The organism is Streptomyces tirandamycinicus (assembly GCF_003097515.1).
Lineage (GTDB): Bacteria > Actinomycetota > Actinomycetes > Streptomycetales > Streptomycetaceae > Streptomyces > Streptomyces tirandamycinicus.
In genome coordinates this window covers 3,855,001-3,877,649 of the sequence record NZ_CP029188.1, presented here as the reverse complement: position 1 = coordinate 3,877,649, position 22,649 = coordinate 3,855,001, and the positions used below count along the sequence as shown (strand labels likewise).

The 22,649-nt window shown below is 70.2% G+C and carries 19 protein-coding genes and 2 rRNA genes (1 of these 21 running past the window's edge); 4 read left to right on the top strand and 17 right to left on the bottom strand.

The window, feature by feature from the left end; all coding sequences use genetic code 11:
* Positions 1-261: 261 nt before the first annotated feature.
* Positions 262-2,022, top strand: coding sequence for an arginine--tRNA ligase (argS, locus tag DDW44_RS17195; protein WP_108906990.1), 1,761 nt, complete (start codon positions 262-264; stop codon positions 2,020-2,022).
* A 105-nt stretch (positions 2,023-2,127) separates the two neighbouring features.
* On the opposite strand, the gene DDW44_RS17190 is transcribed toward argS, so the two are convergent.
* The 7 genes from DDW44_RS17190 to DDW44_RS17160 all read right to left on the bottom strand — a co-directional run bounded on the left by DDW44_RS17190 (position 2,128) and on the right by DDW44_RS17160 (position 9,143).
* Positions 2,128-2,400: a DUF1876 domain-containing protein gene (locus DDW44_RS17190; protein WP_017948670.1), complete on the bottom strand. Its 273-nt coding sequence runs from the start codon at positions 2,398-2,400 to the stop codon at positions 2,128-2,130.
* A 141-nt stretch (positions 2,401-2,541) separates the two neighbouring features.
* The gene (gene hemB, locus DDW44_RS17185) at positions 2,542-3,546 is read right to left on the bottom strand and encodes a porphobilinogen synthase (protein WP_108908865.1); all 1,005 of its coding nucleotides are present in this window, start codon (positions 3,544-3,546) and stop codon (positions 2,542-2,544) included.
* A gap of 290 nt (positions 3,547-3,836) precedes the next feature.
* The gene (locus tag DDW44_RS17180; protein WP_026165413.1) at positions 3,837-5,495 is read right to left on the bottom strand and encodes a bifunctional uroporphyrinogen-III C-methyltransferase/uroporphyrinogen-III synthase; all 1,659 of its coding nucleotides are present in this window, start codon (positions 5,493-5,495) and stop codon (positions 3,837-3,839) included.
* Entirely contained in the window at positions 5,492-6,469 is a 978-nt protein-coding gene (gene hemC, locus DDW44_RS17175; RefSeq protein ID WP_108906989.1) for a hydroxymethylbilane synthase, read from the bottom strand. Before hemC ends, DDW44_RS17180 begins: the two co-directional genes overlap by 4 nt.
* Positions 6,466-7,821, bottom strand: a complete 1,356-nt coding sequence (locus tag DDW44_RS17170; protein WP_018889439.1) for a glutamyl-tRNA reductase — start codon at positions 7,819-7,821, stop codon at positions 6,466-6,468. Before DDW44_RS17170 ends, hemC begins: the two co-directional genes overlap by 4 nt.
* Positions 7,818-8,597 (bottom strand): redox-sensing transcriptional repressor Rex, encoded by a 780-nt coding sequence (locus tag DDW44_RS17165; RefSeq protein ID WP_027734955.1) that lies wholly within the window; start codon positions 8,595-8,597, stop codon positions 7,818-7,820. Before DDW44_RS17165 ends, DDW44_RS17170 begins: the two co-directional genes overlap by 4 nt.
* Before the next feature lie 270 nt (positions 8,598-8,867).
* Positions 8,868-9,143: a glutaredoxin family protein gene (locus DDW44_RS17160; protein WP_017948664.1), complete on the bottom strand. Its 276-nt coding sequence runs from the start codon at positions 9,141-9,143 to the stop codon at positions 8,868-8,870.
* Between the two features lie 126 nt (positions 9,144-9,269).
* On the opposite strand from DDW44_RS17160, the gene DDW44_RS17155 reads away from it, so the two are divergent.
* The 3 genes from DDW44_RS17155 to DDW44_RS17145 all read left to right on the top strand — a co-directional run bounded on the left by DDW44_RS17155 (position 9,270) and on the right by DDW44_RS17145 (position 13,043).
* Complete coding sequence (locus tag DDW44_RS17155; protein ID WP_018889441.1) at positions 9,270-10,217, top strand: HAD family hydrolase; 948 nt, start codon at positions 9,270-9,272, stop codon at positions 10,215-10,217.
* A gap of 441 nt (positions 10,218-10,658) precedes the next feature.
* The gene (locus tag DDW44_RS17150; RefSeq protein ID WP_026165411.1) at positions 10,659-11,495 is read left to right on the top strand and encodes an ECF subfamily RNA polymerase sigma factor, BldN family; all 837 of its coding nucleotides are present in this window, start codon (positions 10,659-10,661) and stop codon (positions 11,493-11,495) included.
* Positions 11,496-11,843: 348 nt separating this feature from the next.
* Positions 11,844-13,043, top strand: coding sequence for a DUF5667 domain-containing protein (locus DDW44_RS17145; RefSeq protein ID WP_108906988.1), 1,200 nt, complete (start codon positions 11,844-11,846; stop codon positions 13,041-13,043).
* Between the two features lie 137 nt (positions 13,044-13,180).
* Here DDW44_RS17145 and DDW44_RS17140 read toward each other — a convergent pair whose 3' ends face one another.
* From DDW44_RS17140 to DDW44_RS17095, 10 genes are all read right to left on the bottom strand, one after another.
* Positions 13,181-14,272 carry a lysophospholipid acyltransferase family protein gene (locus DDW44_RS17140; RefSeq protein WP_108906987.1) on the bottom strand — a complete coding sequence of 364 codons (1,092 nt, stop codon included), beginning with the start codon at positions 14,270-14,272 and terminating at the stop codon, positions 13,181-13,183.
* 15 nt (positions 14,273-14,287) lie between these two features.
* Positions 14,288-15,343, bottom strand: coding sequence for an NAD-dependent epimerase/dehydratase family protein (locus DDW44_RS17135; RefSeq protein WP_017948659.1), 1,056 nt, complete (start codon positions 15,341-15,343; stop codon positions 14,288-14,290).
* A 184-nt stretch (positions 15,344-15,527) separates the two neighbouring features.
* Positions 15,528-15,626, bottom strand: a complete 99-nt coding sequence (locus tag DDW44_RS17130) for a 30S ribosomal protein bS22 (RefSeq protein ID WP_003948845.1) — start codon at positions 15,624-15,626, stop codon at positions 15,528-15,530.
* Between the two features lie 110 nt (positions 15,627-15,736).
* Positions 15,737-15,946: a helix-turn-helix domain-containing protein gene (locus DDW44_RS17125; RefSeq protein ID WP_158687078.1), complete on the bottom strand. Its 210-nt coding sequence runs from the start codon at positions 15,944-15,946 to the stop codon at positions 15,737-15,739.
* 128 nt (positions 15,947-16,074) lie between these two features.
* Positions 16,075-16,890: a phosphatase gene (locus tag DDW44_RS17120; protein WP_108906986.1), complete on the bottom strand. Its 816-nt coding sequence runs from the start codon at positions 16,888-16,890 to the stop codon at positions 16,075-16,077.
* A gap of 128 nt (positions 16,891-17,018) precedes the next feature.
* The gene (locus DDW44_RS17115) at positions 17,019-18,194 is read right to left on the bottom strand and encodes an acetoin utilization protein AcuC (RefSeq protein ID WP_108906985.1); all 1,176 of its coding nucleotides are present in this window, start codon (positions 18,192-18,194) and stop codon (positions 17,019-17,021) included.
* Positions 18,145-19,380 (bottom strand): MFS transporter, encoded by a 1,236-nt coding sequence (locus DDW44_RS17110; RefSeq protein ID WP_208647971.1) that lies wholly within the window; start codon positions 19,378-19,380, stop codon positions 18,145-18,147. The genes DDW44_RS17115 and DDW44_RS17110 overlap by 50 nt, the downstream gene beginning before the upstream one ends.
* A gap of 43 nt (positions 19,381-19,423) precedes the next feature.
* On the bottom strand, positions 19,424-20,068 hold the full coding sequence (locus DDW44_RS17105; protein ID WP_108906983.1) for an HAD family hydrolase: 645 nt from the start codon (positions 20,066-20,068) through the stop codon (positions 19,424-19,426).
* Positions 20,069-20,178: 110 nt separating this feature from the next.
* Positions 20,179-20,295, bottom strand: a 5S ribosomal RNA gene (gene rrf, locus DDW44_RS17100).
* 105 nt (positions 20,296-20,400) lie between these two features.
* Positions 20,401-22,649, bottom strand: a 23S ribosomal RNA gene (locus DDW44_RS17095); it runs 876 nt beyond the window's last position.

Below are 22,649 nucleotides of genomic sequence, written 5' to 3'. Positions count from 1 at the left end.
GATGCACGGGAGCCCATGCACGGGAGCCCGGCCGTCCGCAGGCGCCGGTTGTCCACAGGTCAGGGTCCCGTGGAACAAACAGGTTGCTCCACCGTGGGACACTTGACTACCGAATTGTCGGCGCCGACCGCACCGCCCGGCGCCCCACGCCGACCCACGACGGATCACGCCGACCCACGCCGACCCACGCCCGACGACGAACCACGCCCGACGACGACCTACGACGCCCCACCACGCCCCACTCACAGGAAACGGAAGCCCATGGCCTCGGTCCCTTCCCTCGCCTCGACCGTGCAGCAGCGCCTCGCGGACGCCCTCTCGGCAGCCCTGCCGGAAGCCGGCTCCGCCGACCCGCTGCTGCGACGCAGCGACCGGGCCGACTTCCAGGCCAACGGCATCCTGGCGCTCGCCAAGAAGCTCAAGGGCAATCCGCGCGAGCTCGCGGCCCAGGTGGTCGCGTCCGTCCCGGCCGACGACGTGCTGCGGGAGATCGAGGTCTCGGGCCCCGGCTTCCTGAACATCACGGTCTCCGACCGGGCGATCACCGGGACGCTCTCCGCCCGGGCCGCCGACGACCGTCTCGGGGTGCCGCTCGCCGACGGCGCGGGCACCACGGTGATCGACTACGCGCAGCCCAACGTGGCCAAGGAGATGCACGTCGGCCACCTCCGCTCGGCCGTGATCGGCGACGCCATGGTGCGGATCCTCGAGTTCACCGGCGAGAAGGTGGTCCGGCGCCACCACATCGGCGACTGGGGCACCCAGTTCGGCATGCTCATCCAGTTCCTGATCGAGCACCCCCACGAGCTGGACCACGAGGACGAGGCCGCCGTCTCCGGCGAGGAGGCCATGTCCAACCTGAACCGGCTCTACAAGGCCTCCCGGGCCCTGTTCGACTCCGACCCGGAGTTCAAGGAGCGCGCCCGGCGGCGGGTGGTGGACCTGCAGTCGGGCGACGAGCGGACCCTCGCCCTCTGGCAGCGGTTCGTCGACGAGTCGAAGATCTACTTCTACTCCGTCTTCGACAAGCTCGACATGGAGATCCACGACCCCGACGTGGTGGGCGAGTCGGGCTACAACCACATGCTCGACGAGACCTGCCGCATCCTCGAGGAGTCCGGCGTCGCGGTGCGCTCCGAAGGCGCTCTGTGCGTGTTCTTCGACGACGTGAAGGGTCCGGACGGCAAGCCCGTCCCCCTGATCGTGCGGAAGTCCGACGGCGGCTACGGCTACGCGGCGACGGACCTGTCCGCGATCCGGGACCGGGTGCGGAACCTCGGCGCGGACAGTCTGATCTACGTCGTGGACGCCCGTCAGTCCCTGCACTTCAAGATGGTCTTCGAGACCGCCCGCCGGGCCGGCTGGCTGAGCGACCGGGTCAAGGCCGTCCAGCTGGCCTTCGGCACCGTCCTCGGCAAGGACGGCAAGCCGTTCAAGACCCGTGAGGGCGAGACGGTGCGGCTGGTCGACCTGCTGGACGAGGCGATCGAGCGGGCCTCGGCCGTCGTCCGGGAGAAGGCCCAGGACCTGTCGGAGGAGGAGATCGCCGAGCGGGGCGCCCAGGTCGGCATCGGCGCGGTGAAGTACGCGGACCTGTCCACGTCCGCGGCCCGCGACTACAAGTTCGACCTCGACCAGATGGTGTCCCTCAACGGCGACACCTCCGTGTACCTCCAGTACGCCTACGCCCGTATCCAGTCGATCCTGCGCAAGGCCGGGGACGCCAGGCCGCGGGCCCACGCGGAGCTCGGGCTGGCCCCGTCCGAGCGGGCGCTGGGTCTGCACCTCGACCGGTTCGGCGAGGCGGTCGCGGAGGCGGCGTCCGGCTACGAACCGCACAAGCTGGCCGCGTACCTGTACCAGCTGGCGTCGCTCTACACGACGTTCTACTCGGAGTGCCCGGTCCTCAAGGCGGACACCCCGGCCCAGGTGGAGAACCGGCTGTTCCTCTGCGACCTGACCGCCCGCACGCTCCACCAGGGCATGGCCCTGCTGGGCATCCGCACCCCCGCGCGCCTCTGACGCGCGGCACCGGGCCAGACCGGTCCGGCGCACCGACGCGGACGGCCCCGGCGATCGACTTGAGTTCTAGTGATCGCCGGGGCCGTCCCCCGTTCGCCTCGCGCGTCAGCGATTGATCGGGTGGGCCGGCCTTCCCGTCGTCTCCTCGATCTCGTCATGGGCCTTCTTGAGCAGGGTCTGCGCGATGTCCATGAGCGCCCGAGCGCCGGCGATCTCCTCGCCGACCCGCAGCTGGGCCGGGTCGGACGGATGACGGCTGGCGTGCCCGTGGCCGCGCACTTCCGTGCCGTCGGCGAGCCGCAGCATCGCGGCCGCCCTGGTCCTGTCGCCTTCCTCGAGGAACTCCATATCGACGTGCCAGCCGACGAGAGTCTGCATGGCGGATCACCTCCACAGCGGTACCACTCCCAGGGTGCGCCGACGGCAGGCTGATCACCACCTCGTCCCCGCCCGGCCGCCCCCGGCAGACCCTCCCGGTGGGCGTGGCCCCTCCAGCGGGCGGGCCGTTCCGCCGCGGCGCTATCGCCGGGCGCCGCCGAGCTTCTGCGCGACCTCCGTCGCCCAGTACGTCAGGATCATCTGCGCGCCCGCGCGCCGGATCCCGGTCAGGGTCTCCAAAATCGCCTTGTCGCGCTCGATCCAGCCCTTCTCCGCCGCGGCCTCGACCATCGCGTACTCACCGCTGATCTGGTACGCGGCGACGGGCACGTCCACCGACTCCGCGACCCTCGCCAGCACGTCGAGGTACGGCCCGGCGGGCTTGACCATGACCATGTCCGCGCCCTCCTCCAGGTCGAGCGCCAGCTCCCGCAGGGACTCCCGCAGGTTCGCGGGGTCCTGCTGGTACGTCTTGCGGTCGCCCGTCAGGGAGGAGCCGACGGCCTCGCGGAACGGCCCGTAGAACGCGGACGAGTACTTCGCGGTGTAGGCGAGGATCGACACGTCCTCCTTGCCGATGGTGTCGAGCGCGTCCCGGACCACCCCGATCTGACCGTCCATCATCCCGCTGGGGCCGACGACATGGACGCCCGCGTCCGCCTGGACCTGGGCCATCTCGGCGTACCGCTCCAGCGTGGCGTCGTTGTCGACCCGGCCGTCCGCGTCGAGCACCCCGCAGTGGCCGTGGTCGGTGTACTCGTCCAGGCAGAGGTCGGACATGACGACCAGTTCGTCGCCGACCTCCTCCCTCACGGCGCGGATGGCGACCTGCAGGATCCCGCCGGGGTCCGTGCCCGCCGTGCCGGTCGCGTCCTTCTTCGCGTCCTCCGGCACACCGAAGAGCATGATTCCGGAGACCCCGGCCTCCCGGGCCTCGACGGCCGCCTTGCGCAGGGTGTCCATCGAGTGCTGCACGACGCCGGGCATCGCCCCGATCGGCACCGGCTCGCGCACCCCCTCCCGCACGAACGCGGGGAGGATCAGATCGGCGGGGTTCAGCCTCGTCTCGGCGACCATGCGCCGCATCGCGGGGGTGGTTCGCAGCCGTCGCGGCCGCGACCCGGGGAAGGATCCGTACACAGTCATGCCCACCACGCTACGCCCGTGCGGGGACCGCTCTTGCCGACACCGTGTCCCCCCGGGGCGACCGCGCGGCTCCCGTAGCGGTACGGCCCGGAACGCACGCGAAGGGGCCGCGGGGAGCATCCCCACGACCCCTTCCGGCCATGTCCCTAGCATCACCCGGGACAGCGTCCGCACTCACACCGGACGCCGTCCGCAGGCATAGCGCACACCGGACGCCGTCCCAGGCACACCGCACGCCGTCCGCAGAAACGTCGCACGCCCTCCGCGCTCACACCGGAGGGCCTCCGCCCTCACGTCGTCCGGCGTCTACGCGCTCCCGGACGCCGCTCGCTCGGCCGCGTCACCGGGTCGCCCGCCTCCAGCGCGGCCTCCCGGCGCCGCGCCCCGAACTCCGCGAGCGCCTCGGCCAGCTTGTGCACCGACGGCTCGGGCGACAGCACGTCGACCCGCAGCCCGTGCTCCTCCGCCGTCTTCGCGGTCGCGGGACCGATACAGGCGATCACCGTCACGTTGTGCGGCTTGCCGGCGATGCCGACCAGGTTCCGCACGGTGGACGACGAGGTGAAGAGCACGGCGTCGAAACCGCCGCCCTTGATCGCCTCCCGGGTCTCCGCCGGCGGCGGCGAGGCCCGCACGGTCCGGTAGGCGGTGACGTCGTCGACCTCCCAGCCCAGCTCGATCAGGCCCGCCACCAGGGTCTCGGTGGCGATGTCGGCCCGCGGCAGGAACACCCGGTCGATCGGGTCGAACACCGGGTCGTACGGCGGCCAGTCCTCCAGCAGACCCGCCGCCGACTGCTCACCGCTCGGCACCAGATCCGGTTTGACGCCGAACTCGATCAGCGACCGCGCGGTCTGCTCGCCCACCGCCGCCACCTTGATCCCGGCGAAGGCGCGGGCGTCCAGCCCGTACTCCTCGAACTTCTCCCGCACCGCCTTCACGGCGTTGACCGAGGTGAAGGCGATCCACTCGTAGCGGCCGGTGACCAGCCCCTTGACCGCGCGCTCCATCTGCTGCGGCGTACGCGGCGGCTCGACGGCGATGGTCGGAACCTCGTGCGGCACGGCTCCGTAGGACCTGAGCTGGTCGGAGAGCGAAGCGGCCTGCTCCTTGGTGCGCGGCACGAGCACCTTCCAGCCGAACAGCGGCTTGGACTCGAACCAGGCGAGCTGGTCGCGCTGCGCGGCGGCGCTGCGCTCGCCGACCACGACTATGACCGGCCGGTGGCCCTCCGGCGACGGCAGCACCTTGCCCTGCTTGAAGACCTGGGCGATGGTCCCGAGCGTCGCCGTCCACGTCCGCTGCCGCGTCGTCGTACCGGCCACCGTCACCGTCAGCGGGGTGTCGGGCTTGCGCCCGGCCGACACCAGCTCCCCGGCCGCCGGCGCCACGGCGTCCAGCGTCGTGGACACCACGACGGTGCCGTCCGAGGCACCGACCTCGGTCCAGCAGCGGGCGTCCGCGGTCCGGGCGTCGATGAACCGCACATCCGTGCCGTGCGCGTCACGCAGCGGCACACCCGCGTACGCGGGCACCCCGACCGCGGTCGCCACACCCGGCACGACCTCGAAGGGGATGCCCTCGGCGGCGCAGGCGAGCATCTCGGCCCCGGCGTCGCCGTCGAGCCCGGGGTCACCGCTCACGGCACGGACCACCCGCTTGCCGCCCCGCACGGCCTCCATGACAAGATTGGCCGCGTCCCTCAACACCGGGACATCGGCGGTTGTTGAGGCATCGTCAACAACGGTCAGCTCAGGTGTGCTCACTCCGGCGCGCGCGTGGCCGCGAACGACGTCGAGGACTTCCGGCTCGGCGATCAACACGTCCGCACCCGCCAGCGCCTCGACGGCGCGCAGCGTCAGCAGGCCCGGATCACCGGGACCGGCGCCGAGGAAGGTGACCTGCCCGTGTACCGGACCAGCAGGGACGTTCGAGGTGGTGGGGCTCAAAGTGCGCGCTCCCCCATAAGACCGGCCGCGCCCTTGGCGAGCATCTCCGAGGCGAGTTCGCGCCCGAGTGCCACGGCTTCGTCGTGCGACGTGGGCACGGGACCGGTGATGGACAGCTGCACCAGCGTGGAACCGTCGGTGGTACCGACGACACCCCGCAGGCGCATTTCATGAACAGCCTGCCCGCCGGCGGGCAGGTCGGCCAGCGCGCCCACGGGCGCACTGCAGCCGGCCTCCAGGGCGGCGAGCAGGGACCGCTCGGCGGTCACGGCGGCCCGGGTGTACGGGTCGTCGAGCTCGGCGAGCGTGGCGGCGAGGGCGGTGTCGGCCGCCGGGCACTCCACCGCCAGGGCCCCCTGGCCGGGGGCGGGCAGGACCGCGTCGACCGGCAGGAACTCGGTCGCCTCGTCGATCCGGCCGATACGGTTCAGGCCGGCCGCGGCGAGCACCACCGCGTCCAGTTCCCCGTCCCGCACGAAACCGATGCGGGTGTCGACGTTCCCCCGGATCGGCACGGTCTCGATCTGCAGCCCGTGCGAGCGGGCGTACGCGTTGAGCTGCGCCATCCGGCGCGGCGAGCCGGTGCCCACCCGGGCGCCCGTCGGCAGCCGGTCCAGGGTCAGCCCGTCCCGGGCGACCAGCGCGTCACGCGGGTCCTCCCGCCGCGGGATCGCGGCCAGGACGAGGTCGTCCGGCTGCGTGGTCGGCAGGTCCTTCAGGGAGTGCACCGCGAAGTCGACCTCGCCGGCGAGCAGCGCGTCGCGCAGCGCCGTGACGAACACACCGGTGCCGCCGATCTGCGCCAGGTGCTCGCGCGAGGTGTCGCCGTACGTGGTGATCTCCACGAGCTCGACGGAGCGGCCGGTCAGCCGCCGCACCGCCTCCGCCACATGCCCGGACTGGGCCATGGCGAGCTTGCTGCGCCTGGTTCCGAGCCGCAGGGGCCGCTCGGTCCCCGATGCCCTCTCGGTCATACTCGCCCTCGGTTCTTGATGTCGGCGTCGGTGACGTCGGCCCGGCTGACGGAGGCGACCGTCTCCGGGTCGAGGTCGAAGAGTGTGCGCAGCGCGTCCGCGTACCCGGCGCCCCCGGGCTCGGCCGCGAGCTGTTTGATCCGCACGGTGGGCGCGTGCAGGAGCTTGTCCACGACCCGGCGGACCGTCTGGGCGACCTCCGCGCGCTGCCGCTCGTCCAGGCCCGGCAGCCGGCCCTCGAGCCTGGCGATCTCGCCGGCCACGACGTCGGCGGCCATGGCGCGCAGGGCGACCACGGTCGGCGTGATGTGCGCGGCACGCTGGGCGGCCCCGAAGGCGGCGACCTCGGCGGCCACGATGGCGCGCACCCGGTCGACGTCGGCGGCCATCGGCACGTCCGCGGACGCCCCGGCGAGGGACTCGATGTCGACGAGCCGGACCCCGTCGAGCCGGTGGACCGCGGCGTCGATGTCCCGGGGCATGGCGAGGTCGAGCAGGGCCAGCGGCTCCTCGCGGCCCGCGAGCGCGGCCTCGACGGCCTCGGCCCCGAGCACCAGCCCGGTCGCGCCGGTGCAGGAGACCACGACGTCGGCACGTGCCAGTTCGCCGGCGACGGAGGCCATGTCGACGGCCCGGGCGCGGACGCCCGTACCGCCGGGCTCGGTGAGGATCCGCACCAGCCGTTCGGCGCGCTCACGGGTACGGTTCGCGACGACGACCTCGGCCACCCCGGCGCGCGCCAGCGTGGCGGCGGCGAGTGAGGACATCGAGCCCGCGCCGATGACGAGCGCGCTCCTGCCCGCGGCCCACTCCCCGGTGGGGGTGCCCTCGGCCAGCTGCTCCAGGCCGAAGCTGACGAGCGACTGCCCGGCCCGGTCGATACCGGTCTCGCTGTGGGCGCGCTTGCCGACCCGCAGGGACTGCTGGAACAGGTCGTTCAGCAGCCGGCCCGCGCTGTGCAGCTCCTGGCCGAGCGCGAGCGAGTCCTTGATCTGGCCGAGGATCTGGCCCTCGCCGACGACCATCGAGTCCAGACCGCAGGCCACCGAGAACAGATGGTGGACGGCCCGGTCCTCGTAGTGCACGTACAGATAGGGGGTGAGCTCCTCCAGCCCGACGCCGCTGTGCTGGGACAGCAGCGTCGAGAGTTCGGCGACTCCCGCGTGGAACTTGTCCACGTCGGCGTAGAGCTCGATCCGGTTGCAGGTGGCGAGTACGGCCGCTTCCGCCGCGGGCTCCGCGGCGAGGGCGTCCTGCAGCAGCTTGCCCTGCGTCTCCGCGGAGAGCGAGGCCCGCTCCAGGACGCTGACCGGGGCGCTGCGGTGGCTGAGGCCGACGACGAGGAGGCTCATGCCGGCATCACGGCGGGCACGTCCCCGTCGGGTCCCTTCCGGCCGTCGGCCGCGGCGGAGGCGGAGGCGCCGGTCGGCGCGACGGGCGGCACGGCGGCCTCACCCTCGGTCTCCTCGCCGGCCTTGCGCTGCTCGTGGAAGGCGAGGATCTGCAGCTCGATCGAGAGGTCGACCTTGCGCACATCCACGCCGTCCGGCACCGAGAGCACGGTGGGTGCGAAGTTGAGGATGGAGGTCACGCCCGCGGCGACGAGCCGGTCGCACACCTGCTGCGCGGCGCCCGCGGGGGTCGCGATGACCCCGATGGACACGCCGTTGTCCGAGATGATCTTCTCCAGCTCGTCCGTGTGCTGGACCGCGATGCCCGCGACCGGCTTGCCGGCCATCGCCGGGTCGGCGTCGATCAGCGCGGCCACGCGGAAGCCGCGGGAGGCGAATCCGCCGTAGTTGGCGAGAGCGGCGCCGAGGTTGCCGATACCGACGATCACGACCGGCCAGTCCTGGGTCAGGCCGAGCTCACGGGAGATCTGGTAGACGAGGTACTCGACGTCGTACCCGACACCGCGGGTCCCGTAGGAGCCGAGGTACGAGAAGTCCTTGCGGAGCTTCGCGGAATTGACCCCCGCGGCGGCCGCGAGCTCCTCGGAGGAGACCGTCGGCACGGAGCGCTCCGACAGCGCGGTCAGCGCGCGCAGATACAGCGGAAGCCGGGCGACGGTGGCCTCGGGGATTCCTCGGCTGCGAGTCGCCGGTCGGTGGGTTCGGCCAGTTGCCACGGTGCTCCTGCGGGATGAGCGAGGCAGGCGGCCATGCGTCCCAGGACCGCCCCGTCGACAGCAGGCTATGTCTTTGTGAACGCGTGCACAAAGATAGTGTCCGCTTTGTCCGTGCAAAGTGACCGGGGTCACGCAATCCGAACGCGCCATCCCGGAACCCGGGGTGATCGACTCTCGCGGAGAATCCAAAGGGGGCAAAGCGGTTCACACTCCTCACAGCCACGCCCCCGAGACCCCAGCAAAACGCCCACGATGGTAGCCGTCTTTCGGTCACGCCCCCAGTTCGCGGCGGAGCCGGGCGGCATCCACGCGCCAGAACGTGTGCTGCTCCCCGTCCACCAGCACCACGGGGATCTGCTCCCAGTACGCCCGGTGCAGTTCCTCGTCCCGGGTGATGTCCTTCTCCTCGAAGGCCGCCCCCGTCTCCGCGCACACCCGCTCGACCACGGACCGCGCGTCGTCACAGAGATGGCACCCGGGCTTTCCGATCAGGGTCACCACACGGTCACCGGCCTTCTTCTTGCCACGCGGCAGCAGAGGAGTCATGCCCCCTATTGTCCGCCCGCGCGCGACACACCCTGACGGCCCCTTTAACAATCCGGCCGCGGAGAGTTCACGCCCCGGCATCCCCGTGCGTCGGGAACCGGCGAGCGGACTGGCTATGCTCACGACATGGCCGCACTGGGATGGCTCACTCCCCGTAGGCGCTCCTCGACCGCCCGGAGCGTTCTCGCCGGCGAGGCCGCAGCCGAGGCAGCACGCAAGACGTCACAGCAGTTCGAGACGGACGCCCGGGCCCGGGCCGGCGCGGACACCGCACCGGCCGAGCCCGCCTTCCCCGTGGCCGGGGACGTCGCCGCCGCCGCCTTCTTCGACCTGGACAACACCGTCATGCAGGGCGCCGCGATCTTCCACTTCGGCCGCGGCCTGTACAAGCGCAAGTTCTTCCAGCGCCGGGAGCTGGCGCGGTTCGCCTGGCAGCAGACGTGGTTCCGGATCGCGGGCGTCGAGGACCCCGAGCACATGCAGGACGTGCGCGAGTCGGCGCTGTCCATCGTCAAGGGCCACCGCGTCTCCGAGCTGATGTCGATCGGCGAGGAGATCTACGACGAGTACATGGCGGACCGCATCTGGCCGGGCACCCGCGCCCTCGCCCAGGCCCATCTCGACGCGGGCCAGAAGGTGTGGCTGGTCACCGCCGCGCCGGTGGAGACCGCGACGATCATCGCCCGCCGGCTGGGGCTGACCGGCGCGCTCGGCACGGTCGCCGAGTCCGTCGACGGCGTCTACACCGGCAAGCTCGTGGGCGAGCCGCTGCACGGCCCGGCCAAGGCCGAGGCGGTACGGGCCCTGGCCGGTGCCGAGAACCTCGACCTGTCGCGCTGCGCGGCGTACAGCGACTCGCACAACGACATCCCGATGCTCTCCCTGGTGGGACATCCGTACGCCATCAACCCGGACACCAAGCTGCGCAAGCACGCCCGGGAGCGCGACTGGCGGCTGCGCGACTACCGCACGGGCCGCAAGGCGGCGAAGGTCGGCATCCCGGCCGCCGCCGGGGTCGGCGCCCTCGCGGGCGGCACGGCGGCCGCCGTGGCCCTGCACCGGCGCCGCCGCTGACCGCACGATCGCGGCCCAGCACGGCGCCGCGGTGCCGGCCTCCCGCGTCCCCTGCCTCCCACGGCGGAGGCGGGCCCCGAACGCCCCACCTCCCGCCACGGCACGCGACGAACGACATCCGACATCGGGCCCCCGGCACCCGGCATTCCGGGGGGCCTACCCCGTCCTGCCACCCGCCAGTCGCAACGCCCTCACACGAACACAACCCATCACGCTCCCCAGCGATGCCGAAGTAGTCCGATCAGCAATCGATCACAATCTGCGACCAAATGTGCCGCCTTGCCGTAACAGAAGCGACGGATTCGATGATTTGAGCAACTGGGTGTAGCACTGCCTGTACGAAGCGTTATTCTCCTCAGACGCACATGGGCCCCACGCGTCGCCACGACGAGTGACCGGTCCCGCACAGCACGTGATGGAAGCTCTGCCTCTGGGAGTCCCGTGTACCCACACGTCGGGGTTGACGCCTCGGGCCTGGCTACGCTCCGCGCGGTGGTCCTCGACCACATGCGCGGCTTCGTCCCCACCGCGTACGCCGTCCCCGCCTTCGCCGCGAGCCCGGCCGCCCTCGGCCCTGCCGGTCCCTGCTACGCCCTGGCCGACCGCATCGAGAAGGCGCCGGCCCGCAGCGGCGTGGTCGACGGACGGCCGGGCGAGCGAGAGGCGGGCAGACGGGGCGGCCGCCACGCCGCCACCTCGACCGCCGCCCGCCGGCCGAGTGCCGACAGCGACAGCGCGCGGATGATGGAACTGGTCGAACGCGCGCAGGCGGGCGAGGCGGAGGCGTTCGGCCGGCTCTACGACCAGTACAGCGACACCGTCTACCGCTACATCTACTACCGGGTCGGCGGCAAGGCCACGGCGGAGGACCTCACCAGCGAGACCTTCCTCCGCGCCCTGCGCCGGATCTCCACGTTCACCTGGCAGGGCCGCGACTTCGGCGCCTGGCTGGTGACCATCGCCCGGAATCTCGTCGCCGACCACTTCAAGTCGAGCCGGTTCCGGCTGGAAGTGACGACCGGCGAGATGCTCGACGCCAACGAGGTGGAGCGCAGTCCCGAGGAGTCGGTACTGGAGTCGCTCTCCAACGCGGCGCTGCTCGAAGCGGTCCGCAAGCTCAATCCGCAGCAGCAGGAGTGCGTCACCCTCCGCTTCCTCCAGGGCCTCTCGGTCGCCGAGACCGCCCGGGTGATGGGGAAGAACGAGGGGGCGATCAAGACCCTGCAGTACCGGGCCGTGCGCACCCTGGCCCGGCTGCTGCCCGACGACGCCCGCTGACAACCGCCGACACCCGCCGACACCCGCCGACACCCGCCGACACCCGCCGCCCATCGACCGTCCCGTCCCGTCCCCCGTGAAGGTCCCACCGGCACCACCCCGCCCCCCACGCGCCCGTCCCCGGCCCGCCCACTCCCAACTCACCATCCGTGAGCACTCGATGACGCACTGGTCCGATCATCCTCCGCGCGTAACCCAACTGCCGAGCCGCTCGTTGTGCGCAATGCAGGCTCCCTGCGGTCACGTCGTGCGCGCAGCCACTCACTCTTTCGTGTGGATGTGCTCAAGTCGTGCAACCTTCCGGACCCCCCGGGGAGTCGACCGTCATGACGAGAGGAGGTGCCGCCAGTGATCGCGAACGTTTCGGCGCACCGGCGGGCGAACGCCTTCGCCCAGGCCCTGGAGACTCAGGCGCTCCGGGGCGCGGCGGCCGAGCAGCCCGAGAGTTCGGCCCAGCCGGCCGAGCAGGGACGGCTGTTGGCCCTGGCGAACGGCCTCGGCGAACTGCCGAAGCCGGAGTTGGATCCCGATGTCAAGGTGGTGCAGCGAGCCCGGCTCGTGGCCGCCATGGAAGCCATGTTCGCGGAGGGCTCCGCAGCCCGGGGCCCTACCGTTCCGGAGCAGCGGAGCTCCCGCCGCGGAGCCCATCGGGCCTCCCCGCTCCGGAGACTCCGTCCGCGCTCCCGGTGGTCCAAGGGCCTCGCGGCCGGGGGACTGACGGTCGGAGTGGCCGCCGGTGCCTTCGGCGGGGTGGCGGCCGCCAGCTCCGACGCCCTCCCCGGTGACTCCCTCTACGGGCTGAAACGCGGCATGGAGGACCTGAAGCTCGGCATGGCCGACGACGACGCGGACCGCGGCGCGCTCTACCTCGACCAGGCCTCCACCCGGCTGAACGAGGCCCGCCGCCTCATGGAGCGCGGCCGCGCGGGCGAGCTGGACACCGAGTCGATGAACGAGATCAGGCACACCCTCAGCGGCATGCGGCACGACGTCTCCGAGGGCCACCGGCTGCTGCACCAGGCGTACGAGCGGGACGGCTCGCTCGGCCCCATCGCCACTCTGTCGTCCTTCTCCAGCAACCACCGCGAGGTGTGGAACGGACTGCGGGACCGGCTGCCCGCCCAGCTCACCGACGTCGGCGACCAGGTGAGCTCGGTCTTCGACGCCATAGACCAGGAGGTCGGCCCGCTGCGGTCGCTGCTGCCCCGTCCTCCCGAGGCGGAGCGCCTGGGATCGAGCAGTCCCGGATCGTCCCCGGAGGACCCCTCGAACTCCTCGGAGACCCACCCCTCCACGCCCTCCTCGCCGTCCGCCGGCGGCCCGGCCGGGGACAGCCGGCCCCAGCCGTCCGGGTCGGGCACCGTGGAGGACGAGCAGCTCATCGGCGGCAACACGGGCGGGTTGCTCACTCCCCCGCAGAACAGCGCCTCGCCGTCACCGTCCGGCAAGCTCCCGGACCCGGCCGCGCCCGTACCGGACGTGACGATCCCGCCGCTGTTGCCGGGGCTCCTGCCGGGCCTGGGCCTCGACAGCGAGGACACACCCTAGCCCGCTGCACCGGGGCCGGTGAGAGGCAGCAGGGCGGGGGCCGGATACGCTTCGACGCGTATCCGGCCCCCGCCCTTGCGTCAGGGACCACCGGGGCGGCCGCAGGGACAGTCCGGGGCGGCCGCCGAACAGGGCGGTCAGAAGAACACGGACCGCCGCTGCACCAGCAGTTTGTACAGCGTGTGCTGGATCTGCTCCCGCACCTGGTCGGTGAGGTTGAACATCAGCATCGGGTCCTCGGCCGCCTCCGGCGGATAGCCGTCCGTCGGAATCGGCTCCCCGAACTGAATCGTCCACTTCGTCGGCAGCGGCACCGCCCCCAGCGGCCCGAGCCACGGAAACGTCGGCGTGATCGGGAAGTACGGGAATCCCAGCAGCCGCGCGAGCGTCTTCGCGTTGCCGATCATCGGATAGATCTCCTCGGCCCCGACGATCGAGCACGGCACGATCGGCACGCCCGCCCGCAGCGCCGTCGAGACGAAACCGCCCCGCCCGAAGCGCTGGAGCTTGTAGCGGTCGCCGAACGGCTTTCCGATGCCCTTGAAGCCCTCCGGCATCACCCCGACGACCTCGCCCCGCCGTAGCAGCCGTTCCGCGTCCTCCGTGCACGCCAGCGTGTGCCCGGCCTTGCGCGCCAGTTCGTTTATCACCGGCAGCACGAAGACCAGGTCCGCGGCGAGCAGCCGCAGGTGCCTCCCGGCCGGGTGGTTGTCATGGACGGCCACCTGCATCATCAGGCCGTCCAGGGGCAGCGTCCCGGAGTGGTTGGCGACGACCAGCGCCCCGCCGTCGGCGGGGATGTTCTCGATGCCCTTCACCTCGACCCGGAAGTACTTGGCGTACAACGGCCGCAGCAGCGACATCAGCACCTGGTCGGTGAGCTCCTTGTCGTAGCCGAACTCGTCGACGTCGTAGTCACCGGTGAGCCGGCGCCGCAGAAACGCCAGCCCGCCGGCGATGCGCTGGTCCCAGCCGGTGTCCGTGCCACGTGGCCCCGGGCCCTGCGACGGCTGCCCGGGCGTCCCGTCCGCGTCCCCGCGGGCCGCCGCGTCCTTCGGCACCGCCCGATCCCCGCCCAGCTGTCCCGGCACGGAACCGACCGTGATCTCACGCGCCGACTCGCCCACGGATTTCCGCCGGCCCGATCCGGTGCGGCGCCGCGCCGAGCGCTGCGGCGCGCCGTTGCGCGACCGGTCGTCGTCGAACGGAATGACCTTGGCGTCCGCCATCGTTGCTCGCGCTCCTTATCCGGCGCTCGGTGGGGTGGCACCGCCGGCCGACGGCAGCGCGGCGACCTTGTCGACCGCTCTCGCCAGGGTCTCCGGCGGCAGCAGGCCCGGCCCGCAGCTCCGCGCGAAGTCGGCGAAGGTCTCCGCGGTCGTGTAGGCGGGCTCGAAGCCCAGTGTCTCGCGCATCTGCACCGTGCTGACCACCCGGCCGTGCGTGAGGAGCCGGATCTGCTCCGGCGAGAAGTCGGTGATGCCGACCGTGCGCAGGGCGGAGCCGACCCAGGTCACCGCGGGCAGCAGCACCGGCACCGTGGGGCGGCCGAGCCTCCGCGAGCACTGCGACAGCAGCAGCACACCGTCGCCCGCGATGTTGAACGTGCCGCTGTTCAGCGTGCCGCGGCGGGGCTCGTGGCAGGCGATCCGCAGCACGTCGACGACGTCGTCCTCGTGGACGAACTGCAGCCGGGGGTCATAGCCCAGCACGGTCGGCATGACGGGCAGCGAGAAGTAGTCCGCGAGCGGGGAGTCGGCGTGCGGCCCGAGGATGTTGGCGAACCGCAGCACGCACACCGCGACATCCGGCCTGCGGCGCGCGAAGCCGCGCACATAGCCCTCGACCTCGACGGCGTCCTTGGCGAAGCCACCGCTCGGCAGGGACTTGGGGGGCGTGGTCTCGGTGAAGACGGCCGGGTCGCGCGAGGCGGAGCCGTAGACGCTCGTACTGGACTTGACCACCAGCCGGCGGACGGTCGGCGACTTCTGGCAGGCACCGAGCAGTTGCATGGTGCCGATGACGTTGGTCTCCTTGACCGCGGTACGCCCCCCGGACCCGAGCGGGGTGCCCGTGACGTCCAGGTGAACCACGGTGTCCACGTCGTGCTCGGCCAGGACCCGCGCTATGGCCGGCTGCCGGATGTCAGCCCGTACGAAATCGGCTCCGCCGAGACGGTGCCCGGGAGTCACCGCGTCGACGCCCACCACCCGTTCCACTCCGGGGTCCCGCTGGATTCGGCGTACGAAGCGGCCCCCGAGCTGCCGGGCCACACCGGTGACGAGCACGACCTTGCCCAAGATCAGCGCCTTCCGTTCGGTCCTGGCTATGCGTCACCGTAGCGGGTTGATGTTGCGCCGTGTTGACCGCAGGGCCTTCTACCCGGCTCTTTGATCCCAACGCACGACACCACCGGCCGGAAAGCACCGTGGCCCCGTCCACCTCGCGGGTGAAAGGGGCCACGGCGTTCGCGACAGCTGCCGCTTACTTCTTGTTGCGACGCTGGACACGCGTGCGCTTGAGCAGCTTGCGGTGCTTCTTCTTGGCCATCCGCTTGCGCCGCTTCTTGATAACAGAGCCCACGACTACCCTCGCTCACTTCTCTTCACTCGGTGCGGGGCGTCTGGGCCCACACGACCTACGTCGGCCTAGCCTACCGGCCCGAGCTCCGAGCTTGTAATCCGAGGGGTGTCTCAGGCCGATTCGACCCCCACAAAGGATTCCCGGAGGTACTCGTGAACCGCTTGCTCCGGAACCCGGAAGGACCTGCCCACCCGGATCGCCGGCAGATGACCGCTGTGCACCAAGCGGTACACGGTCATCTTCGACACGCGCATCACCGAGGCGACTTCCGCCACGGTCAGGAACTTGACCTCGTTGAGAGGCCTTTCGCCAGCAGCCATGACCCACCTGTACCTTCCGCACACGACGCACACCGGCTTCCCCTCCGGTGACTCTTCGTCGCAGTGCGCTCACTCCCCAGAGTAGGGGCGGGTGGTGCGAGTGGGGAAGAGGAGCAGCCATCGGTCGTTTACCGTGACAGACACGCCCGATTGAGTACATAGCGAGTAAGCGGCCGGTAGCAAGGGGACCGCACAGCGTCATCCAGCGGGACGGCGACGGACACCCGCCCCTCGGCCTCCCCGACGAACAGCGCCGGATCGTCCACGTCCGCCAGGCCGATGGCCTCGAAACCGAGCTGACCTGCGCCGCAGACCCAACCGTGGTCCCCGACCACCAGCTCCGGCAGGGAGGTACCGGACTCCGCCGCACCCTCCAGCGCGGCCCGCACCGGGAGGGGGGAATGGGTGTGCACGCCGGTGCCACACCCCGCTTCCCGCGCTCCGGGTGCTCGCACCATCGCGACTCCCCGTACGTAGTCGATGGTGTGCGTACGTACGCCGAACCGGGTCGTTATGTCGACACATCGCCCCTGCGCGGGTGTGAGAACGAGACAGCCCGCCGCCGACAGTGCGTCTGCCAGCGCGGCGTAGAAGCCGAGCAGCCGCTGCGGATGCCCGGTCCCGAACAGCACGGTCCCGCGGCGTTCGGCGACCGCCGCCAGCCGCCCGGCGAACGCGTCGAGCCCGCTCAGCGTGCGCTCCGGATCGATGACGTCCTGACCGGAAACATGCTGCGGATCCCCGGACACCCCGCATCTGTCCGCCATCAACGCGATCAGGTCCCGTTCGCCCCAGGCCCACTCGGGGTCGAGCCCGAGCGTGACCCGCGGATCCCGCGCCGCGAACAGCCGGTAGCTCCGCAGGCTCTCCTCCCGGGACGTCGCCACCGGCCCGGCGAGTCCCGCCGCCAACAGATGCGCCCGCAGCGCCCCTCTGCTCACCACGGCGACGATCGTCCCGCAGCGCCCGGCGCCGCGGGACGGGAACCCGGCGAATCCCCACCGTCGGCGTAACGGCCGCGGCTGGCCCTCCACATGGCGGGCGCCCCCGGCAACAGGCGGCCGGGGGCCCGCTAAGGGAGCAGGCCCCGCAGCGGGAAGACCGCGCGGCGCGTCGCGAGCACCGCCTGGTCCAGCCGGTCCGCCGGGTCGTAGCCGTCCTCCCAAGGACGCCATGCCGGCGTGCGGCCGTCCGTCATCCGCCCCGGACCCAACTGCCGTGTCCGCGCGTACACCTCGTCCCGCCACGAGGACGGGATCACCGACTCCGGGTCCACCGGCGCATGGGCGGCGATCCCGACGAGGTGGGTCCAGGACCTCGGCACCACGTCCACGACCGCGTAACCGCCCCCGCCGAGTGCCAGCCAGCGCCCGTCCTCGACGTACGCGTGCGCCAGCGAGTGGCAGGCCTCCTGCACCAGCCGCTGGGCGTCCAGGGAGACGGCCAGGTGCGCCAGCGGGTCCTCGAAGTGCGTGTCGGCTCCGTGCTGCGTGACCAGGACCTGCGGGCGGAAGTCCCTCAGCAGTTCCGGCACGACGGCGTGGAACGCGCGCAGCCAGCCCTCGTCCCCGGTCCCCGCGGGCAGCGCCACGTTGACCGCGGAGCCCTCGCCCTTCCCCGGGCCACCCGTCTCCTCCGGCCATCCGGTGCCCGGGAAGAGCGTCCGGGGATGCTCGTGCAGGGAGATCGTCAGCACCCTCGGGTCGTCCCAGAACGCCGCCTGCACACCGTCCCCGTGATGCACGTCGACGTCCAGGTACACGACCCGCTCGGCCCCCAGCTCCAGCAGCCGCGCGATGGCCAGCGACGCGTCGTTGTAGATGCAGAAGCCGGAGGCCGAACCCGGCATCGCGTGGTGCAGCCCGCCGGCGAAGTTCACGGCATGGGGGGCATCGCCCCGCCACACCGCCTCGGCCGCCCCCACGGAGTGCCCCGCGATCATCGCCGACACCTCGTGCATGCCCGCGAAGGCCGGGTCGTCCATCGTGCCCAGCCCGTACGACGGGTCCGCCGCCCGCGGGTCCTCCGAAGCGGACCGCACCGCCGCCACATAGTCCTCGCGGTGGACCAGCCGCAGGGTCGACTCGCCCGCGGGCTTGCCCGCCACCACGTCCACGGCGCGGTCCAGCCCGTAGGCCCGCACCAACCCCATGGTCAGCGCGAGCCGCACGGGATCCATCGGATGCCCGGGGCCGAAGTCATACTTCGTCACCGCTTCGTCCCACATCAACAGTGCGCGGCCGCTCATGGCCGATACCGTATCGGTCGTCCTCCGGCTCGAACGACCTCGCGTACCGCCACGTCACCAGCACCAACACCATCGGGACGAGCATCGCTCCCCGGTAGCTCCACGCGTCGCCCAGCCCTCCGACCAGCGGTGCCCCGATCAGAAACCCCACGTAGGTGAAGACGTTGAGCCGTGCGACGGCCGCGTTGCCCGCCCCCGGGCCGCCGCCCGCGACGGCCAGCCGCCCCGCCGCGGCGAACGTCTGCGGCACGATCACGCACAGGCCCAGACCGAGCAGGGTGAATCCGGCGACACCCGCCGGCGGTCCGGGCGCCACCGCCACCACGGCGAACCCGCCGACCGCCAGCACCGTCCCGCTCCGCACGACCGTCACACCCCCGAAGCGGCGCACCCCGAGATCCCCCACGGCCCGCCCGAGCAGCGTGGTCACCATGTAGGCGCCGTACGGGACCGTCGCAAGCTCCTCGGAGCTCCCCAGCACGTCCTGGAGGTACTTGGCGCTCCAGTTCGCCACGGTGGAGTCACCGATGTACGCGAACGCCATCACCATGCACAGCGGCAGCAGCAGCCCGAACGGCACGCCCCCGCTCCCGGGCGGGTTCGCGCCGTCGCCCGGTGCCGGGCTGCCGGCGCCGACGTACCAACGGCTGCCGAGCAGCGCCGCGGGCAGCAGCACGAGAACGGCCGGCAGGTACGACACCAGGAGCGGCACATCCCCGTGCGCGCCGATCCAGGCGAGGGAGGTGCCGAGTATCCCGCCGAGGCTGTACGCGGCGTGGAAGCCGAGCATGATGCTCCGGCCGTACGCCTGCTGCAGGCTGACACCGAGCATGTTCATCGAGGCGTCCAGTGCGCCGACGGCCAGCCCGAACACCCCGAGGGCCAGGGCGGCCTGCCACACCACGGTGCCCGCCCCCAGTGCCGGCAGGGAGAGCAGGACCACCGGCTGCGACCACCGCAGCACCGCTGCCGGCGGCCGTCGCGCGACGAACCTCCCGGTGGCCGCGCTGCCGACGCCGGCGAGGACCGGAACGGCCGCGAGGAAGAGCGGCAGTTGGCCGTCGGATATCCCGTAGCGGTCCTGGATGGCGGGTATCCGCGTCACCAGGAGGGCGAAGGCCACGCCCTGGACGAAGAAGCTCAGCGCCAACGAGGCCCGACCGTGCCGCAACCGCGCGTCCGTCATGGCCGCACAGCGTAGGCCGCTCACCTACCCATGGGTAGGTCGGTCAGGCCAGCAGTTCGGGCAGCTCGGACATGGCGTCGAAGAACCCGTCGGCTCCGGAGAGGTTCGCGGCCGGCGTCATCGCGGTGAACCCGTACACGTCCATCCCCGCCGCGAGGGCGGCGGCGACACCGAGAGGACTGTCCTCGATGACCACGCAGCGCTCGGGGGCGGCACCCATTCGTTCGGCGGCGTGCAGGAACAGGTCGGGCGCCGGCTTGCCACGGCCCACGTCCTGGGCACTGAAGACGTTCTCCTCGTGGAACCACGCGTCAAGCCCGGTCTTCCGGTGCCCGACCCTGATGCGCTCATGGCTCCCGGAGGACGCGACGCAGTACGGCACCCCGTCGGCCGTCAGCTTCCCCAGGATGTCGAGGGCCCCGGGGACGGGCGTCAACTCACGCTCGAACGCGGCGAACACGCGGGCGTGCAGTGTCTCGTCGAAGTCGTCCGGGAGCCGCTTCCCGGTCCGCTCCAGGACCATTTCGTGCACCCGGTGCACCGCGGCGCCCATGTAGTCGCGCACGGATTCCGCGTAGGAGGTGGGATGCCCCAACTCGGTGAGGTACGCGGCAAGGATGGTGTTGGACAGGGGCTCGCTGTCCACGAGGACACCGTCGTTGTCGAAGATCACGAGGTCGTAGCGCATGCCCTCAAGCCTAGGAAATCACCTGCTCGGCAGGACGCGGCAGGGCAACGGAACAACGCAAAAAGGCCTCAACCCCCGAGTTTCCACTCGGGGGTTGAGGCCCAATGATTGTTCGGCGGCGTCCTACTCTCCCACAGGGTCCCCCCTGCAGTACCATCGGCGCTGAAAGGCTTAGCTTCCGGGTTCGGAATGTAACCGGGCGTTTCCCTAACGCTATGACCACCGAAACTCTATGAAACTGTCCAACCAGCCGACCAGCACCCCACCACCGGCGGTAACGCGGTCTCGGCATGTTCGCAACTTCAGAACAAACACAGTGGACGCGAGCAACTGAGGACAAGCCCTCGGCCTATTAGTACCGGTCAACTCCACCAGTCACCTGGCTTCCATATCCGGCCTATCAACCCAGTCGTCTACTGGGAGCCTTACCCCATCAAGTGGGTGGGAGTCCTCATCTCGAAGCAGGCTTCCCGCTTAGATGCTTTCAGCGGTTATCCCTCCCGAACGTAGCCAACCAGCCATGCCCTTGGCAGGACAACTGGCACACCAGAGGTTCGTCCGTCCCGGTCCTCTCGTACTAGGGACAGCCCTTCTCAAGACTCCTACGCGCACAGCGGATAGGGACCGAACTGTCTCACGACGTTCTAAACCCAGCTCGCGTACCGCTTTAATGGGCGAACAGCCCAACCCTTGGGACCGACTCCAGCCCCAGGATGCGACGAGCCGACATCGAGGTGCCAAACCATCCCGTCGATATGGACTCTTGGGGAAGATCAGCCTGTTATCCCCGGGGTACCTTTTATCCGTTGAGCGACGGCGCTTCCACAAGCCACCGCCGGATCACTAGTCCCGACTTTCGTCCCTGCTCGACCCGTCGGTCTCACAGTCAAGCTCCCTTGTGCACTTACACTCAACACCTGATTGCCAACCAGGCTGAGGGAACCTTTGGGCGCCTCCGTTACCCTTTAGGAGGCAACCGCCCCAGTTAAACTACCCATCAGACACTGTCCCTGATCCGGATCACGGACCCAGGTTAGACATCCAGCACGACCAGAGTGGTATTTCAACGACGACTCCACCTGAACTGGCGTCCAAGCTTCACAGTCTCCCACCTATCCTACACAAGCCGAACCGAACACCAATATCAAACTGTAGTAAAGGTCCCGGGGTCTTTCCGTCCTGCTGCGCGAAACGAGCATCTTTACTCGTAGTGCAATTTCACCGGGCCTATGGTTGAGACAGTCGAGAAGTCGTTACGCCATTCGTGCAGGTCGGAACTTACCCGACAAGGAATTTCGCTACCTTAGGATGGTTATAGTTACCACCGCCGTTTACTGGCGCTTAAGTTCTCAGCTTCGCCCCACCGAAATGGAGCTAACCGGTCCCCTTAACGTTCCAGCACCGGGCAGGCGTCAGTCCGTATACATCGCCTTACGGCTTCGCACGGACCTGTGTTTTTAGTAAACAGTCGCTTCTCGCTGGTCTCTGCGGCCACCCCCAGCTCAGAGTGCAAGACTCATCACCAGGCGTGGCCCCCCTTCTCCCGAAGTTACGGGGGCATTTTGCCGAGTTCCTTAACCATAGTTCACCCGAACGCCTCGGTATTCTCTACCTGACCACCTGAGTCGGTTTAGGGTACGGGCCGCCATGAAACTCGCTAGAGGCTTTTCTCGACAGCATAGGATCATCCACTTCACCACAATCGGCTCGGCATCAGGTCTCACCCACATGAGAGACGGATTTGCCTATCTCTCGGGCTACACCCTTACCCCGGGACAACCACCGCCCGGGCTGGACTACCTTCCTGCGTCACCCCATCGCTTACCTACTACCACCTCGGGTCAGCGGCTCCACCACTCCGACCTCGTCCGAAGACTCAGCCGGCGGCTTCACGGCCTTAGCATTAATGGGCTCGATACTGGGCGTTTCAAAGCGGGTACCGGAATATCAACCGGTTGTCCATCGACTACGCCTGTCGGCCTCGCCTTAGGTCCCGACTTACCCTGGGCAGATCAGCTTGACCCAGGAACCCTTAGTCAATCGGCGCACACGTTTCCCACGTGTGTATCGCTACTCATGCCTGCATTCTCACTCGTGAACCGTCCACAACTCGCTTCCACGGCTGCTTCACCCGGCACACGACGCTCCCCTACCCATCACAGCACCCGTTAGGGCTACCTGCTGCAATGACACGACTTCGGCGGTACGCTTGAGCCCCGCTACATTGTCGGCGCGGAATCACTTGACCAGTGAGCTATTACGCACTCTTTCAAGGGTGGCTGCTTCTAAGCCAACCTCCTGGTTGTCTCTGCGACTCCACATCCTTTCCCACTTAGCGTACGCTTAGGGGCCTTAGTCGATGCTCTGGGCTGTTTCCCTCTCGACCATGGAGCTTATCCCCCACAGTCTCACTGCCGCGCTCTCACTTACCGGCATTCGGAGTTTGGCTAAGGTCAGTAACCCGGTAGGGCCCATCGCCTATCCAGTGCTCTACCTCCGGCAAGAAACACACGACGCTGCACCTAAATGCATTTCGGGGAGAACCAGCTATCACGGAGTTTGATTGGCCTTTCACCCCTAA

Excerpts from the sequence above, each read along its gene's own strand:
- DDW44_RS17170 (WP_018889439.1), bottom strand. The coding sequence starts at position 7,821 with ATGAGCCTCCTCGTCGTCGGCCTCAGCCACCGCAGCGCCCCGGTCAGC.
- argS (WP_108906990.1), top strand. The coding sequence starts at position 262 with ATGGCCTCGGTCCCTTCCCTCGCCTCGACCGTGCAGCAGCGCCTCGCG.
- DDW44_RS17190 (WP_017948670.1), bottom strand. The coding sequence starts at position 2,400 with ATGCAGACTCTCGTCGGCTGGCACGTCGATATGGAGTTCCTCGAGGAA.
- hemC (WP_108906989.1), bottom strand. The coding sequence starts at position 6,469 with ATGACCGAGAGGGCATCGGGGACCGAGCGGCCCCTGCGGCTCGGAACC.
- DDW44_RS17155 (WP_018889441.1), top strand. The coding sequence starts at position 9,270 with ATGGCCGCACTGGGATGGCTCACTCCCCGTAGGCGCTCCTCGACCGCC.
- DDW44_RS17115 (WP_108906985.1), bottom strand. The coding sequence starts at position 18,194 with ATGAGCGGCCGCGCACTGTTGATGTGGGACGAAGCGGTGACGAAGTAT.
- DDW44_RS17140 (WP_108906987.1), bottom strand. The coding sequence starts at position 14,272 with ATGGCGGACGCCAAGGTCATTCCGTTCGACGACGACCGGTCGCGCAAC.
- DDW44_RS17160 (WP_017948664.1), bottom strand. The coding sequence starts at position 9,143 with ATGACTCCTCTGCTGCCGCGTGGCAAGAAGAAGGCCGGTGACCGTGTG.
- DDW44_RS17125 (WP_158687078.1), bottom strand. The coding sequence starts at position 15,946 with ATGGCTGCTGGCGAAAGGCCTCTCAACGAGGTCAAGTTCCTGACCGTG.
- DDW44_RS17110 (WP_208647971.1), bottom strand. The coding sequence starts at position 19,380 with ATGACGGACGCGCGGTTGCGGCACGGTCGGGCCTCGTTGGCGCTGAGC.
- hemB (WP_108908865.1), bottom strand. The coding sequence starts at position 3,546 with ATGACTGTGTACGGATCCTTCCCCGGGTCGCGGCCGCGACGGCTGCGA.
- DDW44_RS17105 (WP_108906983.1), bottom strand. The coding sequence starts at position 20,068 with ATGCGCTACGACCTCGTGATCTTCGACAACGACGGTGTCCTCGTGGAC.